This is a genomic window from Pararobbsia alpina, assembly GCF_902859895.1.
GTDB classification, from domain to species: domain Bacteria; phylum Pseudomonadota; class Gammaproteobacteria; order Burkholderiales; family Burkholderiaceae; genus Pararobbsia; species Pararobbsia alpina.
Genome location: NZ_CADIKM010000043.1, coordinates 12,614 through 33,752 on the forward strand (window position 1 = coordinate 12,614; position 21,139 = coordinate 33,752).

Annotated in this window: 22 protein-coding genes; 5 read left to right on the forward strand and 17 right to left on the reverse strand. The window is 62.5% G+C overall.

Annotated features, from left to right (window positions below; genetic code table 11):
• Positions 1–5: 5 nt before the first annotated feature.
• From HV670_RS24685 to glnT, 14 genes are all read right to left on the reverse strand, one after another.
• Positions 6–836: an urease accessory protein UreD gene (locus HV670_RS24685; RefSeq protein WP_175107630.1), complete on the reverse strand. Its 831-nt coding sequence runs from the start codon at positions 834–836 to the stop codon at positions 6–8.
• On the reverse strand, positions 826–1,488 hold the full coding sequence (ureG, locus tag HV670_RS24690) for an urease accessory protein UreG (protein ID WP_175107631.1): 663 nt from the start codon (positions 1,486–1,488) through the stop codon (positions 826–828). Before ureG ends, HV670_RS24685 begins: the two co-directional genes overlap by 11 nt.
• Positions 1,489–1,523: 35 nt before the next feature.
• The gene (gene ureC, locus HV670_RS24695) at positions 1,524–3,227 is read right to left on the reverse strand and encodes an urease subunit alpha (protein WP_425511464.1); all 1,704 of its coding nucleotides are present in this window, start codon (positions 3,225–3,227) and stop codon (positions 1,524–1,526) included.
• Between the two features lie 9 nt (positions 3,228–3,236).
• Positions 3,237–3,935 (reverse strand): urease subunit beta, encoded by a 699-nt coding sequence (locus HV670_RS24700; protein ID WP_175107633.1) that lies wholly within the window; start codon positions 3,933–3,935, stop codon positions 3,237–3,239.
• A 22-nt stretch (positions 3,936–3,957) separates the two neighbouring features.
• Positions 3,958–4,635 (reverse strand): urease accessory protein UreF, encoded by a 678-nt coding sequence (locus HV670_RS24705; protein ID WP_175107634.1) that lies wholly within the window; start codon positions 4,633–4,635, stop codon positions 3,958–3,960.
• Complete coding sequence (gene ureE / locus HV670_RS24710) at positions 4,628–5,119, reverse strand: urease accessory protein UreE (RefSeq protein ID WP_175107635.1); 492 nt, start codon at positions 5,117–5,119, stop codon at positions 4,628–4,630. Before ureE ends, HV670_RS24705 begins: the two co-directional genes overlap by 8 nt.
• A 4-nt stretch (positions 5,120–5,123) precedes the next feature.
• A complete protein-coding gene (urtE, locus tag HV670_RS24715; protein ID WP_175107636.1) occupies positions 5,124–5,813 on the reverse strand; it encodes an urea ABC transporter ATP-binding subunit UrtE in 690 nt (229 codons plus the stop codon).
• A 2-nt stretch (positions 5,814–5,815) separates the two neighbouring features.
• Positions 5,816–6,553, reverse strand: coding sequence for an urea ABC transporter ATP-binding protein UrtD (gene urtD, locus HV670_RS24720; RefSeq protein WP_175107637.1), 738 nt, complete (start codon positions 6,551–6,553; stop codon positions 5,816–5,818).
• The gene (gene urtC / locus HV670_RS24725) at positions 6,550–7,716 is read right to left on the reverse strand and encodes an urea ABC transporter permease subunit UrtC (RefSeq protein WP_175107638.1); all 1,167 of its coding nucleotides are present in this window, start codon (positions 7,714–7,716) and stop codon (positions 6,550–6,552) included. The genes urtD and urtC overlap by 4 nt, the downstream gene beginning before the upstream one ends.
• Before the next feature lie 432 nt (positions 7,717–8,148).
• A complete protein-coding gene (locus HV670_RS24730; RefSeq protein WP_175107639.1) occupies positions 8,149–8,757 on the reverse strand; it encodes an ANTAR domain-containing response regulator in 609 nt (202 codons plus the stop codon).
• Positions 8,758–9,156: 399 nt separating this feature from the next.
• The gene (locus tag HV670_RS24735) at positions 9,157–10,521 is read right to left on the reverse strand and encodes an FMN-binding glutamate synthase family protein (RefSeq protein WP_175107640.1); all 1,365 of its coding nucleotides are present in this window, start codon (positions 10,519–10,521) and stop codon (positions 9,157–9,159) included.
• Positions 10,522–10,546: 25 nt separating this feature from the next.
• Entirely contained in the window at positions 10,547–11,236 is a 690-nt protein-coding gene (locus HV670_RS24740; protein WP_175107641.1) for a GltB/FmdC/FwdC-like GXGXG domain-containing protein, read from the reverse strand.
• Positions 11,224–12,129: a class II glutamine amidotransferase gene (locus HV670_RS24745; RefSeq protein WP_175107642.1), complete on the reverse strand. Its 906-nt coding sequence runs from the start codon at positions 12,127–12,129 to the stop codon at positions 11,224–11,226. The genes HV670_RS24740 and HV670_RS24745 overlap by 13 nt, the downstream gene beginning before the upstream one ends.
• Positions 12,130–12,140: 11 nt before the next feature.
• A complete protein-coding gene (gene glnT, locus HV670_RS24750) occupies positions 12,141–13,529 on the reverse strand; it encodes a type III glutamate--ammonia ligase (protein WP_175107643.1) in 1,389 nt (462 codons plus the stop codon).
• A 224-nt stretch (positions 13,530–13,753) separates the two neighbouring features.
• Between glnT and HV670_RS24755 the strand changes: the two genes are divergently transcribed.
• The gene (locus HV670_RS24755) at positions 13,754–14,359 is read left to right on the forward strand and encodes a helix-turn-helix domain-containing protein (protein ID WP_175107644.1); all 606 of its coding nucleotides are present in this window, start codon (positions 13,754–13,756) and stop codon (positions 14,357–14,359) included.
• Between the two features lie 255 nt (positions 14,360–14,614).
• On the opposite strand, the gene hutG is transcribed toward HV670_RS24755, so the two are convergent.
• Both hutG and HV670_RS24765 read right to left on the reverse strand, forming a co-directional pair.
• Entirely contained in the window at positions 14,615–15,409 is a 795-nt protein-coding gene (hutG, locus tag HV670_RS24760) for an N-formylglutamate deformylase (RefSeq protein ID WP_175107645.1), read from the reverse strand.
• 24 nt (positions 15,410–15,433) lie between these two features.
• Complete coding sequence (locus HV670_RS24765) at positions 15,434–16,399, reverse strand: LysR family transcriptional regulator (protein ID WP_175107646.1); 966 nt, start codon at positions 16,397–16,399, stop codon at positions 15,434–15,436.
• A gap of 186 nt (positions 16,400–16,585) precedes the next feature.
• On the opposite strand from HV670_RS24765, the gene HV670_RS24770 reads away from it, so the two are divergent.
• From HV670_RS24770 to HV670_RS24785, 4 genes are read left to right on the forward strand one after another with little or no spacing between them, the layout of a single operon-like run.
• Positions 16,586–17,773 carry an NAD(P)/FAD-dependent oxidoreductase gene (locus tag HV670_RS24770; protein WP_175107647.1) on the forward strand — a complete coding sequence of 396 codons (1,188 nt, stop codon included), beginning with the start codon at positions 16,586–16,588 and terminating at the stop codon, positions 17,771–17,773.
• A gap of 24 nt (positions 17,774–17,797) precedes the next feature.
• Positions 17,798–18,571 (forward strand): electron transfer flavoprotein subunit beta/FixA family protein, encoded by a 774-nt coding sequence (locus tag HV670_RS24775; protein ID WP_175107653.1) that lies wholly within the window; start codon positions 17,798–17,800, stop codon positions 18,569–18,571.
• On the forward strand, positions 18,568–19,509 hold the full coding sequence (locus tag HV670_RS24780) for an electron transfer flavoprotein subunit alpha/FixB family protein (protein WP_175107648.1): 942 nt from the start codon (positions 18,568–18,570) through the stop codon (positions 19,507–19,509). Before HV670_RS24775 ends, HV670_RS24780 begins: the two co-directional genes overlap by 4 nt.
• A complete protein-coding gene (locus HV670_RS24785) occupies positions 19,509–20,174 on the forward strand; it encodes a HutD/Ves family protein (RefSeq protein ID WP_175107649.1) in 666 nt (221 codons plus the stop codon). The genes HV670_RS24780 and HV670_RS24785 overlap by 1 nt, the downstream gene beginning before the upstream one ends.
• A gap of 357 nt (positions 20,175–20,531) precedes the next feature.
• On the opposite strand, the gene HV670_RS24790 is transcribed toward HV670_RS24785, so the two are convergent.
• On the reverse strand, positions 20,532–21,139 hold a 608-nt coding region (locus HV670_RS24790; protein WP_175107650.1), incomplete at its 5' end, for an MFS transporter.

The window sequence follows — 21,139 nt, forward strand, 5'->3', positions numbered from 1 at the left end:
AGCGCTTACCCGCTGCGCAGCGCGTCGCGAACCGCATCGATCGCACGCTCGAGCGTCGTGCGCAGCGCGCAGCTGTCGGTGGCGAGGATCCGCATGAATGCTCCACAGTGGCCGGGCAACAGGCCAGCGCCGGCATAGAACGCATCCTCGCTCGCATGTTCGAGTGCGCGGGCGACTGCGGCCCCTTCTTCGACATCGAGCGTCAGCACCATCAGGCCGCCGTGCGCGGTGAAACGCGCGCTCACGCCACCCAGTTGGCGGCCCGCCGCTCCCTCAAGACGCAATCGGTCGCGCGCGAGCAGCAGGCCCGTTGGGCTACGCACCGAGATCGCCGCGTCGAGCGCGACGAACGGCGTTTCGCCGCCTGCGGGATCGTGCGTCGTATAGCAGTCGGCCAATAGGATGCGCGCGCGCGGATGCAGCACGACGTCAATGCTGCTGGCAAGCCGCGCACCGGGAAAAAGGATCGACGGATGCGGCAGCCATTCCAGTTGCGCGCCCTGCTGCGCCTCGACACGCACACGCGATTGCGCCGTTGCGCGCGTCATCGAATGGACGATGGTGGCCGCGGCCGTCTCCACGCGGGCGCGCGCCCCTTCGGTCGCGACGACATGCTGGTACACGTCATCGTTCTCGAACAGCCCGCCCGACGACGACTGCACGATCAATCGCGCATCTGCCAGATGGGGTCCATGCGAGAGCACGCGGCCCACGTGATACGGATACCCCGCGCGCTGCCGCGACAGATAGGTCGCACCCGACGGCCCGCGCGAAAAGCACAGGTCGAGTTGCGGCTGTGAGAGCCCGGCGCTCGCCGGCAGGGCTTCAATGCGCATCGAAGAGCACGTTCTCGACGATCGCGTCGACCACCACATCGACACCGTCTCCCGTCGCGCAGTTGGTGAGCGCGACTGCACGCTGGCGGCGCACCTCGCGCGCTTCCCGCGTCATCCGTTCGAGATCGACGCCCACGTAAGGCGCCAGGTCGAACTTGTTGATGACGAGCAGATCGCAGGACACGACACCGAGGCCGCGTTTGCGCGGAATATCGTCACCGGCCGCCACGTCGATCACGAAGATCCAGTAGTCCACCAGGTCCAGCGAGAACGACGAAGCGAGATTGTCGCCGCCCGATTCGATCAGCACGAGCTGCAGGCCCGGGAAACGCTCATCGAGTTCGTCGGCGGCCTGCAGGTTCAATGTGGGATCTTCGCGTATCGCCGTATGCGGGCACGCGCCAGTTTCGACCGCAAGCACCCGCGCCGGATCGATCAGACCGCTGCGGCGCACGCGCTCGGCATCCTCGCGCGTGACGAGATCGTTGGTGATGACCGCCAGGTCGATGCCACGCGCAGCAAAGCGCGGGATCAACTGCTCGAGCAGGCGCGTCTTGCCCGATCCGACCGGCCCACCGATCCCGACCCGTGCCGCTCGCGGAGTCGCCTGCCGCGCCGGCTGGATATTGAAAGCTTCTAGTTCAACTGGCACCGAATGCCTCCGTTAGAGGGCTAGCGCATACAGGGTTAGCGCAACATGTAGCGCCGCGACAGTGGCACTTCGCGCGCCGGATCACAGCGAATGATCTGTCCGTCGATCATCACGTCGAAGGTTTGCGGGTTGACCGTGAGATTCGGGCAGGCGTCGTTGTGCAGCATGTCGCGCTTCGTGAGCTTGCGCGTACCGTGTGCGCCGACCAGTTGCCGCGCGAGCCCGAGCTTGGTCGCCGCGCCCGCATCGACTGCGAGCGGATTCACGAAGTTGACCGCGAGCGAGGCCGGCGCGCGACCGAACGCGCCCCATTGCGGACGCATCGCGAGCGGCTCGCAGGTCATCAGGGAGGCCGCCGAATCGCCCATCGCTCCCCACGCGATAAAGCCGCCCTTCACCACGACTTCCGGCTTGATGCCGAAAAACGCAGGCCGCCACAGCACGATGTCGGCAAGCTTGCCATCTTCGAGTGAGCCGACCGTGTGGGCGATGCCGAAGGTGCGCGCCGCGTTGATCGTGTACTTGGCGATATAGCGCTTGATGCGTTCGTTGTCGCCACGCACCGAGCGTTCCCGTGGCAGGCGTCCGCGCTGGTCCTTCATCTTCGACGCAAGCTGCCACGTACGGCAGATCACCTCGTTGATACGGCCCATGCCCTGGCTATCAGAGCCGAGCATCGAGATGGCGCCGAGATCGTGCAGCACGTCCTCGGCGGAAATGGTCTGCGCGCGCACCCGCGATTCCGCGAACGCCACGTCCTCAGGCACCGCGGGATTCAGGTGATGACACACCATGATCATGTCGAGGTGTTCGTCGAACGTGTTGATGGTGTAGGGGTTTGTCGGGTTGGTCGACGACGGCAGGCAGTTCAATCGTCCCGCCACCGCGATGATGTCCGGCGCGTGGCCGCCGCCCGCGCCTTCCGTATGATACATGTGGATGGTGCGGTCCTTCATCGCGGCGATGGTGTCTTCCAGGAAGCCCGATTCGTTGAGCGTGTCCGAGTGCAGCTGAACCTGGAAGTCGAATTCGTCCGCCACGCTCAGGCACGTATCGATCACGGCCGGCATCGCGCCCCAGTCCTCGTGGATCTTGAGCCCGAGGCAGCCGCCGCGCAGCTGGTCGACGAGCGAGCCCGGCTTGCTCGAATTGCCGCGCCCGAGGAAGCCGAAATTGAGCGGCCACTGTTCGGACGCCTGCATCATGCGCCCGACGTTCCACGCACCGCCACAATCGATTCCCACCGTGATCGGGCCGAGCGAGCCGCCAATCAGCGTGGTCAATCCTGACGCAAGCGCATGCTCGCACAGCTGCGCGGAATCGAAATGCACGTGCACGTCGATGCCGCCCGGTGTCGCGATCAACCCTTCGGCATCCTTGACCGTGGTCGCAACGCCGCACACGAGCTTCGGATGCACGCCGTCCATCACCTGCGGATTGCCGGCTTTGCCGATCGCGACGATGCGTCCGTTTTTGATGCCGATGTCGCCCTTGACGATGCCTAGCACCGGATCGATCACGAGCGCGTTGCAGATCAGCATGTCGAGCGCGCCGTCCGCGCTGTCGTGGCCCGCCTTCAGTCCCATGCCGTCGCGCAGGGTCTTGCCGCCGCCGTGCAGGCATTCGTCGCCGGGCACCGCGTAGTCGTGTTCGACCTCGGCGAGAAGCGACGTGTCACCGAGGCGCACCGCGTCGCCGGTGGTCGGGCCAAACATCTCGGCATAGGCCTTGCGTGTCATCGTAACCATTCAGGCTCCTTTGAAGCCGCGCGACACCGCGCGGCCGATGGCCGCTTCACGCAGGCCGGTCTCGTCGACAGCGCCGTCGGTCAGCCCGTTCAGGCCGAAGATCTCCTGAGTGCCGCCGAATGCGACGAGCGTCACCTCCTTGTTGTCGCCTGGCTCGAAGCGCACCGCCGTCCCCGCAGGAATGTCGAGCCGCATGCCGAACGCAGCCGCGCGATCGAAACGCAATGCTCGGTTGACCTCGAAAAAATGGAAGTGACTGCCGACCTGGATCGGGCGGTCGCCGGTGTTCATCGCGCTCAGCACGACCTTTGCGCGGCCCGCGTTCAGTTCGATCTCGCCGTCCGCGGCGAGGAGCTCTCCGGGTACAAGCGCGTCGGGAAGACATGCTTGCGTGCCCGCGCGGATCGGCTGGTGCACGGTGACAAGCTTGGTGCCGTCGGGAAACGAGCCTTCCACCTGCAGCACAGGGAGCAGGTCCGCCACACCGGGCAGCACATCGTCTTCGGTCAGCAGCGTCGAGCCGTAGGCGATCAGGTCTGCAACGCTGCGCCCTTCGCGCGCGCCTTCCAGGATCTCGTCGGCGATAAAGGCGACCGCTTCGGGATGGTTCAGCTTGAGCCCCTTGTCGCGATGACGCCGCGCGAGCTGCGCAGCGGTGAAGAGTGTGAGGCGTTCGTATTCGGTCGGTGTCAATAGCATTCGCGCACCCGTCTCATTCAGTTCAGTTGGCGAAGAGCCGAGCATCGTGTCGGTGACGGCGCATCACCGCGATGTCTGCAGCGAAGGTGCTGGACCACAGTTCCTCAAGATGAGGCGCCGGGCGCGCCAGCACGGCGGCGAGCGGCGCGCGCAGGCTCGTCAGCACGCGCTGTGCATCGAGATGGCCGACGATGCCCAGCCGCACCGCCGAACTCACCGCGCCCGTGCACGCCGCATGCGCGGAGATGGCCCGCGCTTCGCCCTCGCCGATGCCGAAGCTGCGCCACAGCATGCCCTGCACGGCCGGCAGATGGCCCGGTGTACGTCCGGCAAGGATGGCCGTGCGCAGCTCTCTCGCAAGCGCCGCATCAAGCCGCGCATGCACTTCGGCAAGCGTGCGGCCGAGCCGCCGCGAGCCCTGCCGCATCGGTTCGGGCAGCGTCATGGCTTCGGCAGCGGCGTCGACGTCGAGCCATGCATCGAGCGAGTCCGCCCGCCATGCGGCGCACACGATGCCCTGGTCGAGACTCGCCCAGCGTTCGAGCGCCTGCGCTCTCACGAACACCGCGAGCGATGCGACATCGGTCACGAGTCCATCCTGCTGCAATGCCTCCAGGCCCCATGAGAAAGCCATCGAACCGCTCGGGAAAAAGCTGTCCGATTGCTGCAGGCTCGCGAGCAGGCTCGTAAACTCAGTCATGCTCGTGCGCGTGCGCGTGCTCGTGCAAGTTTTCAGAATCGGCGGCGATCTCGCTGATGCGCCCCGCTTCGAACATCGGCGCGAGCCGCGCGCGGTAGTCTTCGACCGGTCCCTTCACCGCGATCTCCAGCGCGTTCTCGGCAAAGCGCACCGCCCAGTGCATATTGCCGGCGAAGTACCCGAGTTCGAGCGCGCTGGCGGCGTCGCGCGCCTCCACGCGCAGCCAGCGCGTGTGCTCCGTGCGCACGACGAGCGCCGCGTCAGCATCCAGATGCAGCACCGCGCCGTCGAAAAGATGCGTCTGGCGATCGAGCGCGATCCCACATTCCACGTCGCGCTGTGTGCGCGTGCGCAGGCGGTGACGGCGGATGTCGTCACCGGTGAGCACGACCGTGTCCATGCGCCCGCGATGTTCGAGTTCATGCAACTGATCGGCCAGGCGCGGGTCCGACGCGCTGCCGATGATGGATGTATAGGTAATCATCGCGTCAGATGGTCAGGTAGCGCATGATGCGGTCGGCGTCGACGTTCTCGCGCCTGTCGGTATGCACGAAGCGTCCCTTCTCTATGATGAGGAAGCGGTCCGCGATGTCGAGCGTGAACGTCAGCACCTGCTCGGACACGATCAGCGCAAAGTCGCGCTCCTTCTTCAGCCGGTTCAATGCGCGCGCGATGTCCTTGATGATCGAAGGCTGGATCCCTTCGGTCGGTTCATCGAGGATCAGCACCTTGGGCTCCGAGACGAGCGCGCGCGCGATCGCCAATTGCTGCTGCTGGCCGCCGGACAGATTGCCGCCGCGCCGGTTGCGCATCTCATGCAGAACCGGAAACGAGTCGAAGATGTAGTCGGGAATCACCGGCCGCTTGATCCGGTCCATGCCGGACAGGATGTTCTCCTCGACGCTCAGATACGGAAAGATCATGCGGCCCTGCGGCACGTAGCCGAATCCCGCCGCGACGCGCTCATAGCTTTTCGCGCTGACGAGCTCGCAGTCGTTGAGCCTGATCTGCCCACTGCGCGACGGAATCATTCCGATCAACGCCTTCAGCAAGGTCGTCTTGCCCATCCCGTTGCGCCCCATTACTGCGACGGTCTCGCCCGCCTCGAGATCGAAGCTGAGGTCATGCAGCACATGACTTTCGCCGTAGAAGACATTCAGGTTCTCGATAGACAGCATGGTCAATGTCCCAGGTAAACTTCGATCACGCGCGGGTCGTTCTGCACCACGTCCATCTTGCCTTCCGCCAGCTTCTTGCCCTGATGCAAAACGGTGACCTTGTGCGCAACGGACTTCACGAATTCCATGTCGTGCTCGATGACGACCACCGAGCGCCCTTCCGCGATCTTGCGCAGCAACTCGCCCGTCAGCTCGCGCTCCCGCGCGCTCATGCCCGCGACGGGTTCGTCCAGAAGAAGCAGCTCGGGGGCCTGCATCAACAGCATGCCAATTTCCAGCCACTGCTTTTGCCCGTGAGACAGCAATGCCGCCTTACGTTCGAGCTGGTCGTCGAGGAAGATCATTCGCGCGACGCGTTCGATTTCAATGAGTACCGTTTCGCTGCGGTGAAAGAACAGGCAGCCGATCACATCGCGCTTCTTCGGATACGAAATCTCGAGGTTTTCGGACACCGTCAGGTCTTCATACACCATCGGGTTCTGGAACTTTCGACCCACGCCCGCGCGCGTGATCTGATACTCGAGCATCTTCTCCAGGTACAGTCCCTTGAACTCGATGGTGCCTGCGGTGGGCTTCGTCTTGCCGCAGATCATGTCGAGAAGCGTCGTCTTGCCTGCGCCGTTCGGCCCGATCACGACGTGCAGCTCCTTTTCTTCGACATAGAAGTTCAGATCGTCCACGGCCTTGAAGCCATCGAACGAAACGGTAAGGCCTTCGACTGCCAGAATCATCGGTGTCATTGCACAGCTCCCTGACTGTTGCTCGGCCGAGCCGGCCGCCGCTCACGCAGCCAGCCGATTACACCGGCCAGCCCTTTGGGCAGGAACATCGGTACGAAAATGAAAAGTGCGCCGATGAAATAGACCCAGAAACCGACGAAGTTTTCAGAGAGGAAACTCTTCGCCGCGCCGATGATCACGGTGCCGTACACCGCGCCGACTAGAGACAAACGGCCGCCGACCGCTGCATAAATCACCATTTCAATCGATGGCACGATGCCGCACACCGAAGGCGACGCGAAGCCGACCTGCAAGGTGAACAAGGCGCCGCCCACCGCCGCGAACAGCGCGGCAATCGCAAAGATAAAGCCCTTGAAGAGCGCCGGATCGTAGCCGGAAAAACGGATGCGATCCTCGCGATCGCGGATCGCGATCAGCACCTTGCCAAGCCGGCTGCGGAGGATGAACCGGCCACCGAGCACGGCGCACAGCAGCAGCACTGCGGTCACGTAGTACATGACCAGCGTGGCGGTATTGCTCTGCACGCTGTAGCCCATGAAAGTAGGCAGGTTCGTGATGCCGTTGACACCTCCCGTATAGCCTTGCTGACCGATGATGACGATCGACATGATCGATGCGAGCGCCAGCGTCACGATCGAGAAATACACACCACCCACGCGCTTTCTGAAGTTCGCATAGCCGAGCACGAACGCAAGCAGCGCCGGCAAAATGATGATCATTGGCACGGCGAACCAGCCATGCTCGAACGGCACCCACCACCACGGCAGCTTGTCGATGCTGTTCCATGTCATGAAATCCGGCACCGGCGTCCCGCCACCTCCGAACACCGCCGCGGCGGGGTCGTTCGCACTGGCCTCGAGCTTCATGTACATCGCCATCATGTAGCTGCCCAGACCGAAGAAGATCCCTTGACCGAGACTCAGGATGCCGCCGTAGCCCCACGTCAGAACAAGACCGACCGCGCAGAATGCGAAGCTCAGATACTTCGCGAACAAACCGAGGCGGAACGCACCCGTGAGCGCGGGTATCGCGATCAGCAGCAAGAGCGCAAGGATCAGGACGGAGTATCTGTCGAGCAGGACCGCCCCGCGCCAGCCAGTCGCGGACGACTTGGCGGGGTTCGACGCGTTACTGAGCGACGAAGAGAGAGGAAGATTTTTCATGTTTCCGCGATGCCTCGATTTCAGTGTGTCCGATGGTCCGAACGTGAGCGGGTGAAGACATTCGAGTCCGGCCTTTTCCTCGCGCAACGGGTTCAGCGGAATCTGCGGAGAAAAAAAAGCCCGAAGCCAGGACGAACCTGGCTATCGGGCTTTTTGGCCTTTGTCGCACGAGACGCCTTTGTCCCGGACGACGAAATTCAGTGCAAACCAACCGCTGCTAAGCGCGGGCGGATGTTTCGTCGAGCGCGCACGTTGTGAAGCGGCCAGCGCGCTCGCATGAGCAGATTCGCAAGAGGCGTGCCATCGGTACGAACGACGCCCAGCGCGGCAATCGGCATCAAGCACACTGTGAAGCTCCCCACCCTGGGGTGAAAAAGCACGGTTCGGGTGCACCATGCATCGATCATGCACATCGACGGCAATCCCGCTCAATCAGAAATGCAGGCTCTCATGGGCCTTGAGGATGGTATCCGCGACGGTTTCAAGAGGTTGCCGCTGACCCATTGCACGCGAGCGCAAAAGCTCGTGCGCTTCCGGCTCCGTGAGATTGCGCGTCTCCATGAGAATGGACTTGGCACGTTGTATTTTCCGTTGATCTGCGAACTTTTCAGTGACTCTCTGCGCATAGCGTTCCAGCGCCACCCGGCTTTTGTGCTGATGCAGCGACACAGCGATCGCGGTCAGCACACCAAATGAGCGCACCGGCGACGGCACCGCGCAGTACGCATTCAACTGGATCACTATTTCGATGAATATCGGGTTCTCGTAGCTCACCACCGGGATCACGGGGAGCGCGCCCGGCCCTTCGAGCCAAGGCAGCGGCTTCGACATCGTCTCGGGCCGTATCGCCATGAAGACGATATCGGTATTTTCGGGCAAGATGGCCGGAGCCGGCCAGAAACGGCACACGCGGCACCCGATGCGCCGCAGTTGCGCAAGCAGCTCCTCACCGTCCTGGTCGAGTGGATGAACCGCGACAACCTTTAGCGGGCGGATGTCGCGAAGCCCTTGAGACGTGTTCGGCAAAGGATGACGCTTCATCGTTTAACCTCATGACGGTCTACATATGGCGCGAAGGCCAAGTCCTTGGCCGCCGACATTTCTCGACTACAGGAGTGATCGATGTCAGCTTTCTGAAATCTACCCGTGGTGCGAAGCGAATATCATGTCCAGCGTGGCGCATGGCATCGAGTGACGTGAATCTCCAGATGCCATTCAAGGTGAACGGCGGCGCTGACGTTCATGGCCCTACGTTCGTCGGTTGCGCAACGTCGGGGAAGAGGACCGTCCCGGGGCGCGAGCAAGTGCGTAGTATGCACAGGACCAAAATCGCGTGCAACAATGGGCCCGGTCTGAATAAAAACGAGCGAACGCGTGCGCTCCGGCGGTCTGGCACGAGCACAAGAAGGCACACACGCCACCGCCCGATTGAGAATCTGCTCAGTCACGCTCCTGCCCCGGAATCCACGAGGTTCCGGCAAGCGGAATGCGGGCCATGGCTGCCGCCTCGACCGTCACTGCGACAAGATCTTCCGGTTCGAGGTGATGGACATTTTGCTTGCCGCATGCGCGAGCGATCGTCGTCAATTCCATGTTCAGCGTCTTCAGATAATTGCGCACGCGACGCGAGCCTTCATCCGGCTGGACACGCTGCTCGAGAGCCGCATCCTGCGTGGTCACGCCGACCGGGCACTTGCCGGTATGGCAGTGATGGCAGAATCCCGGCGACGTGTTCAGCGCCGCATAGTCTGCCGCCGCCGAATGCAGCGCGCCGTTCTGGAAGTACGCATCGCTGTTGCAACCCAGCGCCATCAGCATCCCCTGCCCGATCGCCACCGCGTCCGCGCCGAGCGCCAATGCCTTCGCCACGTCTGCACCGGTGCGGATACCGCCCGATACGATCAGTTGCACCTGTCCTTTCATATTCAGATCTTCGAGCGCATCGACAGCCTGACGAACCGCGGCCAGCGTCGGAATGCCGACATTCTCGATGAAGCAGGTCTGCGTCGCCGCCGTGCCGCCCTGCATGCCGTCGATCACGACCACATCCGCGCCCGCGTGCACCGCGAGCTTGACGTCGTTGAACGTGCGCGTGGCGCCGACCTTCACATAGATCGGCTTTTCCCAGTCGGTGATTTCGCGCAGCTCCTGAATCTTGATCGCCAGATCATCGGGACCGGTCCAATCCGGATGTCGGCTCGCCGAGCGCTGATCGACGCCTGCCGGCAACGTGCGCATCGACGCCACGCGCGGATTGATCTTTTGCCCGAGCAGCATGCCGCCGCCGCCCGGCTTCGCGCCCTGGCCGATCACGACTTCGATCGCGTCGGCACGGCGCAGGTCGTCCGGATTGAAGCCGTAGCGCGACGGCAGACATTGATAGACCAGCGTCTTCGACGAGCGACGTTCTTCCTGGGTCATACCGCCGTCGCCGGTGGTGGTCGAGGTACCCATCGCGCTCGCAGCCTGGCCGAGGGCTTCCTTCACATTCGCGGACAAGGCACCGAAGCTCATGCCGGCGATCGTGATCGGAATGTCCAGCACGACCGGTTTTTTGGCGAAGCGCGTGCCCAGCACCGTTTTCGTCGCGCATTTCTCGCGGTACCCTTCGAGCGGATAGCGCGAGAGCGATGCGCCGAGAAACAGCAGATCGTCGAAATGCGGCACGCGGCGTTTCGCCCCGAGACCCCGGATTTCATAGAGGCCGCGCTGCGCGGCGGAGTGGATATAGTTGATCGTCTTGCGGTCGTAACCTTGTGACTCTTCCTGCTGCAAGCGGGCGAAAAAAACGGGTTTGGCATCCATGGGGACCTTCTTATAGAGCGTATATTCAATATTCCTGGTTCGCGTCGGCGTTCCAGTGATAGAGCCTGCGAGCGGAGGCGATCCGTTTGAACGACGCCGGGTCATGGTCCATGCCGGCAGCGACGAGCAGGTCTCGCACGGCATCAAGGTCCGCGTCCGTCATCGATTCGTACTGTGCGTCCGCGCCGAGCGATTTCACTTCTCCGCGCACGTAGAGCACTGCTTCGTAAAGCGAGTCGCCAAGCGCATCGCCCGCATCGCCGCAGATTACGATGCGCCCGGCCTGAGCCATGAACGCGGAGAAACTGCCGACGGAGCCGCCCACCACGATGTCACCGCCCTTCAAAGAAATGCCGCAGCGCAGTCCCGCATCGCCGTCGATCACGAGCAGGCCCCCGTGCGCCGAAGCGCCCGCGCCATTCGATGCAAAGCCCTTCACATGCACCTTGCCGCTCATCATGTTTTCCGCGACGCCGGTGCCCGCACTGCCGTCGATCTCGATCGTCGCGTGTTTGTTCATGCCGCCCGCGTAATACCCGGCGTGACCAGCGATCGTCACCCGTACCGGCGCATCGACGCCCACTGCGAGGTTATGCGCACCGTTCGGCGCCACGACTGTCACCACTTGCCCTTCCAGCTCGCTCGCCGGCTTGTGCAAAAACTGATTCAGCTCACGGACCGTCGTGCGCTCCAGATCGAACGTCAGGCTTTCCATACATACATCTCCTCGGGTGCAGGTTCGAAGACCTTGGCGTGCTTGATATCCGGCAGATGCGCGAGCGAACGAAACTCGGAAGCGATAGCGATGTAGTCGTCGTTTTCCGCGACCACCGCCGGCTTGCATGCGAACGGGTCGCGGATCAATGCGAGTTCCGTCGAGGTGCCCATCAGGAACGTGTAGAAGCCGTCGAGTTCTTCGAAACCTTTCTGCAATGCGACCGGCAGCGTGTCGCCTTCACGCAGACGCCACTCGAGAAAGCGGCAGGCGGCTTCGGTATCGTTGTCCGTATCGAAGCGAATGCCTTGCGGTTCGAGCTTGCGGCGCACCCCATGTGCGTTCGACAGCGAACCGTTATGGACCAGACAGAAGTCGTCGCCCGCCGTGAACGGATGCGCGCGATCGGGCGTTACTGCCGATTCCGTCGCCATGCGCGTGTGGCCAACCAGATGCGAGCCTTTCAAGTTCTCGAAGTCATAGCGCTCGGCGACTTGCGACGGCGAGCCGATGTCCTTGTACAGATCGATCGAGCGCCCGCTCGACAGCAGATAGAGCTTCGGATAGCGTTCGCGCAGCCACGCCTTGACACCCTCGACATTGCCTTGCACAGTCAACACCGCATGATTGCCTTTCGCGTCGATACGCGCGGTGGCATCCATCACGTTCAGCGCCTCCAGCAGCGCCTGCCACGCGAAATCCGCGCCTTCTTCCGTAAAGCCCGCGTAGATGCTCAGCTTGCGCTGGCTCGCATCGACCGGATTGCCGAACACCGCGAGGCCCGCTGAATCCGGTCCACGCTCGGTCATGCCCACCAGCATTGGCACCATCAGTTCGCCGAGCCGCTCGCGCAGTGCCGGCGTCTTCACCAGCAAACCTACAATTCCGCACATACTGCTTCTCCTTAGAAAAATTCGAGGTAGGTCTTCAGCTCCCAGTCCGAGACGTGGCGCATGTATTCGAGCCACTCCATCCGTTTGAGCTTGAGGAATTCATCGGCAACCGGGCCGAGTGCGTCGCAGATCACGCGGTCACTTTCGAGCGCGTCGAGCGCCTGCTCGAGGTTTTGCGGCAGCACGCCGATACCGTGTTCGGAGAGCCGCGCGGGCGACCACTCGTACAGGTTTTCGTTGGCCGGTGCGCCCGGCGACATGCCGCGATCGACACCATCGAGTCCCGCGGCAATCACAGCCGCCGTCGCGAGATACGGATTGCATGCGCCGTCCGGCAGACGCAGTTCGATCCGCTCGCCGGGCATGCGCACCATCGTCGAGCGGTTGTTGTCGCCATAGCTGATGTAGGCCGGTGCCCAGGTCGCACCCGTCAGCGAGCGGCCGACGACGAGGCGCTTGTAAGAGTTCACGGTCGGATTGCACAGTGCGGTCAACGCCGGCGCGTGCGCGAGCAGCCCAGCCGTGAACTGGTAGCCGAGTGGCGAGAGGCTCATGCCGAGCTTGTCGGCTGGATCGGCAAACAGGTTGCGCTCACCGTCGCCGATCGACATATGCATATGCATGCCGTTACCCGGACGGTTCGCGAACGGCTTCGGCATGAACGAGCAAATCATGCCCAGTTCATTGGCGATCTCCGAGGCCGCCATCTTGAAGAACACGTAGTGATCACACGAGGTCAGACAATCGGTGTAGGTGTAGTTGATTTCGAACTGGCCGTTCGCGTCTTCGTGATCGATCTGATAGACGTCGATCCCCACTGCGCGCATCGACTCGGTGAGCTTTTCCAGGAACTCACGCGTACGAGAGAGGCCCTTGTAGTCGTAGCACGGCTTGGACAGCGTATCGCTCGGATCGCACGGCTCCAGCGCACCCGAAGGGGAACGGCGCAGCAGCGAGAATTCCGGCTCGAGGCCCGTGAAAAGTGTCCAGCTGCGCTCGGTGAGCCGCGCGACCTGCTTCTTGAGCGTGACGCGAGAATCGTACTGCCATGCCTGACCATCGACATGACCATCGCAGACGATGCGTGCCAGGCCCGGCTGCCACGGCACCGGCGTGAGCGTCGGCAGATCACCGACCGCCATGTAATCCGGACCGTTCGGCTCGATGCCGACACCCCAGATCGCAAACCCCGCGAACCCGGCACCGGCTTTCAACACGCTCTTCAGATGACCGACCGGCACCGACTTCGCCTTGGCCACGCCGTGAATATCGACAAACTGCGCCAGCACGTACTTCACGCCCTGCTGCGTCAGATAAGCTTGCGCCTCGTCCGCCGAGCAGAAGCGGGGCACGCAGCCGAGCTCGTTGACCTGCAGCTTGCTCGCATCGTTCATGTTCATCGCCACTCCTTGCAACTCGATCCATGGTGGTTTGGGAAAACCGCACGCAACGCGTGTGGCCAGGCTATGCAACACGCTCTCGAACGCCGCTTGCGGCGCGCCTCAAGCTTGTCTTCAATCAGCCGGATACTTTATTGCGATGCAACAAAGATTCTCCGTATGAAACTCTGTGAGCGCGATCCGGCGCTCCGATCTGCTACGCTTTCCTTTTCTGTGAGGCCTACATGCAAACCGGTGAAGAGAACAAATCGCCTCTCGAACGCTACCTTGGCACCACCATCCGCGAACTGCGCCAGCGCCACGGCCTGACCATCGCTCAGGTTTCCGCGCAGGCCGGCATCAGTCGCGGCATGCTCTCGAAGATCGAGAACGCGCAGACTTCCGCGGGCCTCGAGATCCTCAACCGCATTGCCCAGGCGCTCGGCGTTTCGCTCTCCGCGCTGTTCCGCAATTTCGACGTGCCACAAGGCGGCGCACAACTCGTCAAAAAAGGCGCCGGCATGGAGGTCGTCCGCAAGGGCACCAAAAGCGGCCACACCTATCACCTGCTTGCCTACGACCAGGGGCCACGCAAACTCTTCGAACCCTTTCTGATCACGATGGAGGACGAGGCTGAGCGTTTACCGGTGTTCGAACATCCCGGCACGGAACTCATCCACATGCTCAAGGGCGTGATCGAATACCGCCACGGCCAGCAAACCTACATCCTCCATCCCGGCGACACCCTCACCTTTCAGGGCCAGATACCGCACGGTCCTGAACGTCTGATCAAGACTCCCATTCAATTTCTGTCGATCTTCGTCTATCCGCAATCGAGCACTGCTGACTGATCGCTTGCCGATGCCCTCGCAATCCACGCGTTTATCAACGCAACGTTTGTGCCATGTTTATCTATGTGAATCAAAGATTCCCGATAATAAACGCATTGGGCGCAGTGCGCTCGCAGTGCGCTGTTCCTGATATCGATGCTGAACGGCTTGCCGGCTTGAATGCGGTGCACATCGGTGCTGCGAGTGGTGCGACTTCGCACAAAAACGAGGTGTGCGGTTAAGTCGAGTCAACAGCACCGCTTATACAAATTCTCGCTATAGCGCCTGAACCGCGTGCAACGACGCTTCGACCATGCGTCGCAAGGCCGGCTGCACCTTGGCCGCGCGCGCTTCGTCATAGTTGAACGGGGATGCTTCGTTCATATACGTCGACTGACACATCTCGAGCTGGATCGCATGGATGCCAGCTTGCGGCGAGCCGAAGTGCCTCGTGATGTAGCCGCCCTTGAAGCGGCCGTTCGCGACCCACGTGAATTCGCTCGCGGCGGCTGCGTTTTCGGCCGCATGTTGTACCGCGGCCGCGACCGTGCGGCCGTCCTGCGTGCCGAGGTTGAAATCCGGCAATTTGCTGTCGAAGAGGCGCGGCAGGACACTCGCAATCGAATGCGCTTCCCATAGCAGCACATTCTTGTGCCGCTCTCTCAAGCGAGCCAGCTCCGCTGCAAGCGCAGCGTGATACGGCTGCCAGTATTTCTCGACGCGCCCTTGCTTTTCCGCGGCGTCCGGCTCGCGGCCGTTTCTGTAGACCGGTTCGCCGCGGAACGTTTCGCGTGGACACAGGCCCGTGGTGGTCTGTCCCGGATACAGGCTCTCATCGTTCGGCGGCCGGTTCAGGTCGATCACGTAGCGCGAGATTCGTGCCCCGAGTACAGTCGCGCCGAGTTCCGCCGCAAAGTCATACAGGCGGTCCAGATGCCAGTCGGTATCCACTAGCGTGAGCGCGGCATCCGAGTAGGGGTCGCGCAAATCGGTCGGGATGTGCGTGCCCAGATGCGGAATCGAAATCAGCAACGGCGCTTCGCCTCGCTGCAAGCCGTACAGGTCGTTCATCGAATAGCCTCCCAATGATACATTTCAGCGCAAGGCATCGTCTGGCAGATCGGGCAGCGCCCGCGCCAGCGACGGCTGAATCGCATGGTCCAACACACCGCGTGTCAGCATGACGATGTCGCCGGCGAACTGATCCCACTCGCCCTGACGATGCAACAGGAAAAAATCGCGCCGCCCGAGCCGGCTCGGCGGCAATGGCATCACCGCGATATCGTCCAGGTAGTGCCGCGCCTGCCACAGACACAAGGGCGTCGAAATCGCAAAACCCACCCGTGCGGTTACCAAGCTCAACAACGGGTCAGTCGCATCGAACTCGTAACGCCGCGGACTGTTGATGCCGAGATGCCGCGCGAAACGCTCGATTTGCTGGCCTATCACCGAGCGCGCCGTATAGCGTATCAGCGGCAGTTCCAATGCCAGCGTGCGCCAGTCTATATTGCGGCGACCGTTTAAATGACTGCGTGCCAGTATCACGACGAACGCCTCGGAAAACAGCGGCACTTCGACGATCCGCGCGTCATTCAGCGTGGTCTGCGTGCAGATCGCGATATCCAGTTCCCGGTCGTGCAACTGCTTGCTCAGTCCCGGCGTAAGGCCGGACCACATTGAAATCTGCCGCTCCGAGTTCGACATCGCGCGGATCAATTCAGGCCCGACGGTCGCCGCGAAGGAATCGATACAACCCAGGCGCACCGGCATTTTTCCTGTATGCGACGCATCGCCGATACGGGCGGTCACCATCTGCGCATGCTCGATCAGCGGGCCCGCCAGTTCCAGCAGCGCGCGCCCCGCTACATTCGGGCGCGGTGGACGGCTTTCCCGATCGAACAGCGTCAGGCCCTGGTCGCGCTCCAACGTGGCGATCGCCTGGCTGATGGCGCTCTGACTCACACCGAGCTGCTTTGCCGCGCCAGTCATCGAGCCGCTGTCGCAGACGGCCACAAAGGCCTGCAGCGCGCGCAGGTCGATCGGGATCGGGGTTCGTCTCATGGAATGCTCCGCTCGCGTGGGCGACGTGCCGGTCATCCTGTGCGGTACGACACCATGGTGCCGGGGTTCGGAGGGCCGGTGTTCAGGATGAGAAATTGCATTGGCTTGCCATAAGTTTGCCTAATTCAAAATTGGCGCGCCCGTCGTTTTCCTAAAATTCACCTCATTGCCCATACAGAGGTCCACATGAGTCACTACGATTTCATCGTGATCGGCGCGGGTGTCATCGGCGCGTCGGTTGCCCATCATCTCGCCGCCCTGGGCGCGCAAAGCGTGCTGGTTGTCGAGCGGGGCACGATCGGCGCGGGCACCACATCGCAGTCGTCCGGCCTGCTGCGCACGCACTATTCGGTGCGCCAGAATGTCGAACTTGCCCGCTTGTCGTGGTGGGCATTCAATAACTTCGCCGACTACCTCGGCGACGACGAAGCGTCCTGCGGCCTCGTCAAATGCGGCTATCTGATCTGCTCGCCCGAGGGAGACAAGCTGGAACCGCTGCGCGCCTCGCTCGCCGCGCAGCGGGATATGGGGATCGAAGTGCACCTGCTCGACAAGGCACAGGCGCGCGAGCGGTTGCCGATCGCGAACTTCGACGACGCGGCACTGATCGGCTACGAGCCGGAAGCAGGCTTTGCGGACGCATATCTGGTCGCGACCGGTTTCGCCCGCTCGGCGCGCCGGCACGGCGTCAAGATCATGGAAGGTGTGACGGTCACGGGCATCGTCCGCGAGGGGCAGCGGATCACCGGTGTGGAAACGAGCGCGGGCAACTTCAGCTGCGGCACCCTGATCAGCACGCAAAACATCTGGACGCCGGAACTCGCCGGCTGGCTCGGCGTGCCGCTGCCGGTCAAGCCGGAACGTCATACGGTGCTCGCGCTCGAATGCGACGGCGCCGCGTACTCGTTCAAGATGCCCGCGTTCAAGGACCTCGGTTCGGCCGGCATGCTCTATTACCGCAGCTATGGCGGCAGCCAGATGCTGGTGTCGGAAGGCGTGATCGGCGAAACGCTGAATTCGCCGGAAACGGAACAAGGGGATATCTCACTCGACTACGTTGTGGAAGTCGGCGCACAAGTCGCCGAACGTTTTCCGGCTTACGAGGCCGCGGGTCTGGCTTCGTCGTGGACCGGCGTCTATGACGTGACCCCCGACTGGAACCCCGTATTGGGCAAGGTCGGCGATGTCGAAGGATTGGTGGTCGGCTTCGGTTTTTCGGGGCACGGCTTCAAGCTCTCGCCGGGCATCGGCAAGATCCTCGCCCAGCATGCGCTCGGCCTACCCACCGATGTATCGCTTGCGCCTTATGCACTTGACCGGTTTGCCAGCGGCGCGCTGCTGGTGGGCAAATACGGTTCCGGCGCAGTCTCCTGATCAAAGGATGCTCCAGACATGACAATCAATATTCTGGTTCCAGTCAAACGCGTGGTTGATGCGAATGTGCGCGTTCGGGTCGCTGCGAACGGCGCGATCGACACCACTGGCCTCAAGATGTCACTCAATCCGTTTGACGAATGCGCCGTCGAAAAAGCCTTGCAACTCAGGGAAACCGGTGCCGCATCAAGAGTGACGGTAATCACCTGCGGCGCGCAAGCCAGCCAGGACGTGCTACGCACGGCGCTCGCGATGGGCGCTGACGATGCCGTGCTGATTGACACAGCGGCGGCAATTTCCACGCTCGATTCGCTGGCCGTGGCCCGTCTGGTGAACGCTCACATGGCCAGCCGCGAATACGCTCTCGTGCTGTGCGGTAAACAGGCAATCGACGACGATATCGGCGGCGTTGCCGCGATGCTCGCCGCCCTGCTCGACTGGCCGCAGGCGTTGAATGCGAGCGCGCTCGCCGCGCACGGTAACGACTGGTCTGTGACTTCCGGTGACGATACCGGTACGGCGACGTGGCTCCTCGAAGGCCCGGCGGTCGTCAGCGCCGATCTACGCCTTGCCGAGCCACGTCGCGTGAGCTTGCCCAGCATCGTCAAGGCGAAGCAGAAGCCGCTCGCGATCGTCGATGCCGCTGCCCTCGCAGTCGAACTGACGCCGCAGGCTCACATCGTCAAACTCTGCGACCCGCCGGTTCGCCAGTCGGGGATCAAGGTCGCCGATACCGCCGCGCTTATCGCAGCCCTCGCGGAACGGCGCGTGTTCGATCAAACAGGAGTGCCGGCATGAGAAGCCTTGTCGTAGCTGAAACAGAAAACGGCCGCGTTGCCAAGGCAACGCTTCGAGTCATCGGCGCTGTCATGCAACAAGGTCTGCCTGTCGATCTGTTGTTGCCTGATGCCGCGCTTGCGCCCTCTGTCGAAAAGATCGCCGGGGTGGAACGTGTGCTCGTGATGGCCGGTGAAGCGAATGAGGAGCTCGTGCCTGAAACGCTCGCGGCGCAACTTCACGCCCTGCATGGGTCGTATTCGCTGATTGCCGCGAGTCATCGCACGCTCGGTCGCAGCGCACTACCGCGTGCGGCGGCGCTGGCCGGCGGCGCATTTATTCCGGACGTGATCGCAGTCGAGGGCGAAGGCGCGTTCGTGCGCGGCCTCTATGCGGGAAGCGTCATCGCTCACGTAAGCAGCGCCAGCGCCGTGACGTTCGCAACGTTCCGGGCATCGCCGTTTGCGCCTGTTGCGGACAGCGGTGGCAACGCCACGCGTGTCATGCTTGAACCGGTGGCCAGATTTGCCAGGACGAAGCTCATCGAGCGACAGGCATCGGCACAGACCGGCCGCGACCTGCCCAACGCGCGCATCGTCCTCTCGGGCGGGCGCGGACTTGTGTCGAAGGACAATATGGATCGGCTCGGACATCTGGCGGACAGCATGGGCGCGGCGCTCGGCGCATCGCGCGCCGCGGTGGACGCGGGCTACGCGCCCAATACCGCGCAGGTCGGGCAAACCGGGAAGATCGTCGCACCCGATGTCTATCTCGCGTTCGGCATCTCGGGGGCGATTCAGCATCTGGCCGGGATGAAGGACTCGAAGACCATCGTCGCAATCAACAAGGATCCGGACGCGCCGATCTTTTCGGTCGCTGACATTGGGCTCGTCGGCGATCTGTTCGAGGTGATCAGTGCACTCGAAGCGCATGTTGGCGCGGGGAGTGCGAGTCGATAATGCCTGATCTGTCCCGTGCGAAGCGCGCGTCACCTGAATCGGCTGACGACAAGTCGTCGCTGCCTCCGTCGTCCAGGGCATCGCAATCGGCCTTGCGGTTCTTCAACTGCGTCACGCTCGCGCCCGAGCCTTGGGCAAACGGTGGCGGTGTCACGCGGACCATCGCACGCGGCGCCGAGTACGACGACGGCGTGCCGTGGCGCGTCAGCCTCGCGACGCTGAGCGGGGCCGCGAAGTTTTCGCAGTTTCCCGGATTCGATCGCACGCTGGTCTTGCTCGACGACGGTGCAGTCGGACTGCATTCACAGGATGGCCAGCTGGTCGCCCGCAGCGGTCAACCGGTGCAGTTTTCTGGCGACCTACATGTGTGGGTCACACTGGTCCCCAGGCCAGTTCAAGTGCTCAATGTCATGACACGGCGCGAGAAGTGCCGCGCCGTAGTCAGTGCTCATACCCATTCGTTGCGCGTCACGCCGGCGGCCAACCAGGTGCTGCTCTCCGTCGACAGTCAATGGACGCTCTCCAGCTCGCTGCTGCGCCACGTTTCGCTTGCGCCGATGAACGGCCTGTGGCTCGAACGCCGGCCTGAAGCGCTGGACCTGAGTCCGCTCGGACCTGGTGCACGCCTGCTGTCGATCGCGATTGAACCGCTCTTTGACCACTGAGAAAACCGATGTAAAGCGATGTCCTGATCGAACCTTCCTGAGGCACTCGACGACTACGTAACGGACACGAATCCCGTGCGCGTCGTCGATGTATTTGTAGATCAACCTGATCTTCTACAGTTGTGATTCGAGGGCGAGTGGGCGGAGGTCGATGCCGAACAGGCGCAGGCACGTCAGCGCACTGTCGACAGCCCGCGCGTTTTCCGACTTTATGACATGCGCGTTCAATCCGTCGATGCAATGTATTGGTGAAATTGCTCAGTCCGCGCATTCAGCGCTATCAGTCAGTTTTCCACTCGGACCGTATACGACCACCCAAGGATCCATCAGAGGCGCGAGCGCATTGTTGTACCCGGGTCACACTTCAGTGACTATCCGCTCGATCATGCGGATCTCGTACAACACACCCTTCACGTAACGGGCGCGCCCTGCAAGGAAGCCAAAAACGATAGCAGCGACACCAACCGCAGCGAACATCCATCCCACGCTATCGAAATTTCCCGTCCAGCCATGCAGCACCCCAACCAACAGCGGGCCCGCCGCTCCGACGCCATAGCCAACTCCCTGCACCATCCCGGAAAGTTCGGCGGCAATGTGCGCGTTTCTCGAGCGCAGCACAATCAGCGTCAACGCTATCGAGGTGAGCGCGCCCTGACCGATCCCTTGTACAACCGCCCAAAACCACAGTGTTGAAAGTGGAGCAAACAGACAGCCAAGGAAGCCACTGACAGCCAGCACAACCACGACAGCATTGAGTACACGCTGGTTTGGGAGTTTCGCTGCCATCCCTGGCGCCACCAGGCACGCCAGTGTCTGGAGGATCACCGAGACCGACACCACCAGACCAGCGTGGCCGGCCGGGACACCGCGATCACGCAGGATTGGAGCCAGCCAACCAAATACGGTGAACGACAGCATCGACTGTAGCACCATGAAGATCGTAACCTGCCATGCAAGCGGGCACT

Bases quoted from the DNA above. Each gene is read 5' to 3' on its own strand.
- urtE (WP_175107636.1), bottom strand. From the start codon at position 5,813: ATGCTGTCTATCGAGAACCTGAATGTCTTCTACGGCGAAAGTCATGTG.
- HV670_RS24740 (WP_175107641.1), bottom strand. From the start codon at position 11,236: ATGGAAAGCCTGACGTTCGATCTGGAGCGCACGACGGTCCGTGAGCTG.
- HV670_RS24730 (WP_175107639.1), bottom strand. From the start codon at position 8,757: ATGAAGCGTCATCCTTTGCCGAACACGTCTCAAGGGCTTCGCGACATC.
- HV670_RS24735 (WP_175107640.1), bottom strand. From the start codon at position 10,521: ATGGATGCCAAACCCGTTTTTTTCGCCCGCTTGCAGCAGGAAGAGTCA.
- HV670_RS24700 (WP_175107633.1), bottom strand. From the start codon at position 3,935: ATGCTATTGACACCGACCGAATACGAACGCCTCACACTCTTCACCGCT.
- glnT (WP_175107643.1), bottom strand. From the start codon at position 13,529: ATGAACATGAACGATGCGAGCAAGCTGCAGGTCAACGAGCTCGGCTGC.
- HV670_RS24755 (WP_175107644.1), top strand. From the start codon at position 13,754: ATGCAAACCGGTGAAGAGAACAAATCGCCTCTCGAACGCTACCTTGGC.
- HV670_RS24745 (WP_175107642.1), bottom strand. From the start codon at position 12,129: ATGTGCGGAATTGTAGGTTTGCTGGTGAAGACGCCGGCACTGCGCGAG.
- ureE (WP_175107635.1), bottom strand. From the start codon at position 5,119: ATGATTACCTATACATCCATCATCGGCAGCGCGTCGGACCCGCGCCTG.
- HV670_RS24705 (WP_175107634.1), bottom strand. From the start codon at position 4,635: ATGACTGAGTTTACGAGCCTGCTCGCGAGCCTGCAGCAATCGGACAGC.
- HV670_RS24685 (WP_175107630.1), bottom strand. From the start codon at position 836: ATGCGCATTGAAGCCCTGCCGGCGAGCGCCGGGCTCTCACAGCCGCAA.
- urtC (WP_175107638.1), bottom strand. From the start codon at position 7,716: ATGAAAAATCTTCCTCTCTCTTCGTCGCTCAGTAACGCGTCGAACCCC.
- HV670_RS24785 (WP_175107649.1), top strand. From the start codon at position 19,509: ATGCCTGATCTGTCCCGTGCGAAGCGCGCGTCACCTGAATCGGCTGAC.
- HV670_RS24770 (WP_175107647.1), top strand. From the start codon at position 16,586: ATGAGTCACTACGATTTCATCGTGATCGGCGCGGGTGTCATCGGCGCG.
- ureC (WP_425511464.1), bottom strand. From the start codon at position 3,227: ATGACACGCAAGGCCTATGCCGAGATGTTTGGCCCGACCACCGGCGAC.
- hutG (WP_175107645.1), bottom strand. From the start codon at position 15,409: ATGAACGACCTGTACGGCTTGCAGCGAGGCGAAGCGCCGTTGCTGATT.
- urtD (WP_175107637.1), bottom strand. From the start codon at position 6,553: ATGACACCGATGATTCTGGCAGTCGAAGGCCTTACCGTTTCGTTCGAT.
- HV670_RS24780 (WP_175107648.1), top strand. From the start codon at position 18,568: ATGAGAAGCCTTGTCGTAGCTGAAACAGAAAACGGCCGCGTTGCCAAG.
- HV670_RS24765 (WP_175107646.1), bottom strand. From the start codon at position 16,399: ATGAGACGAACCCCGATCCCGATCGACCTGCGCGCGCTGCAGGCCTTT.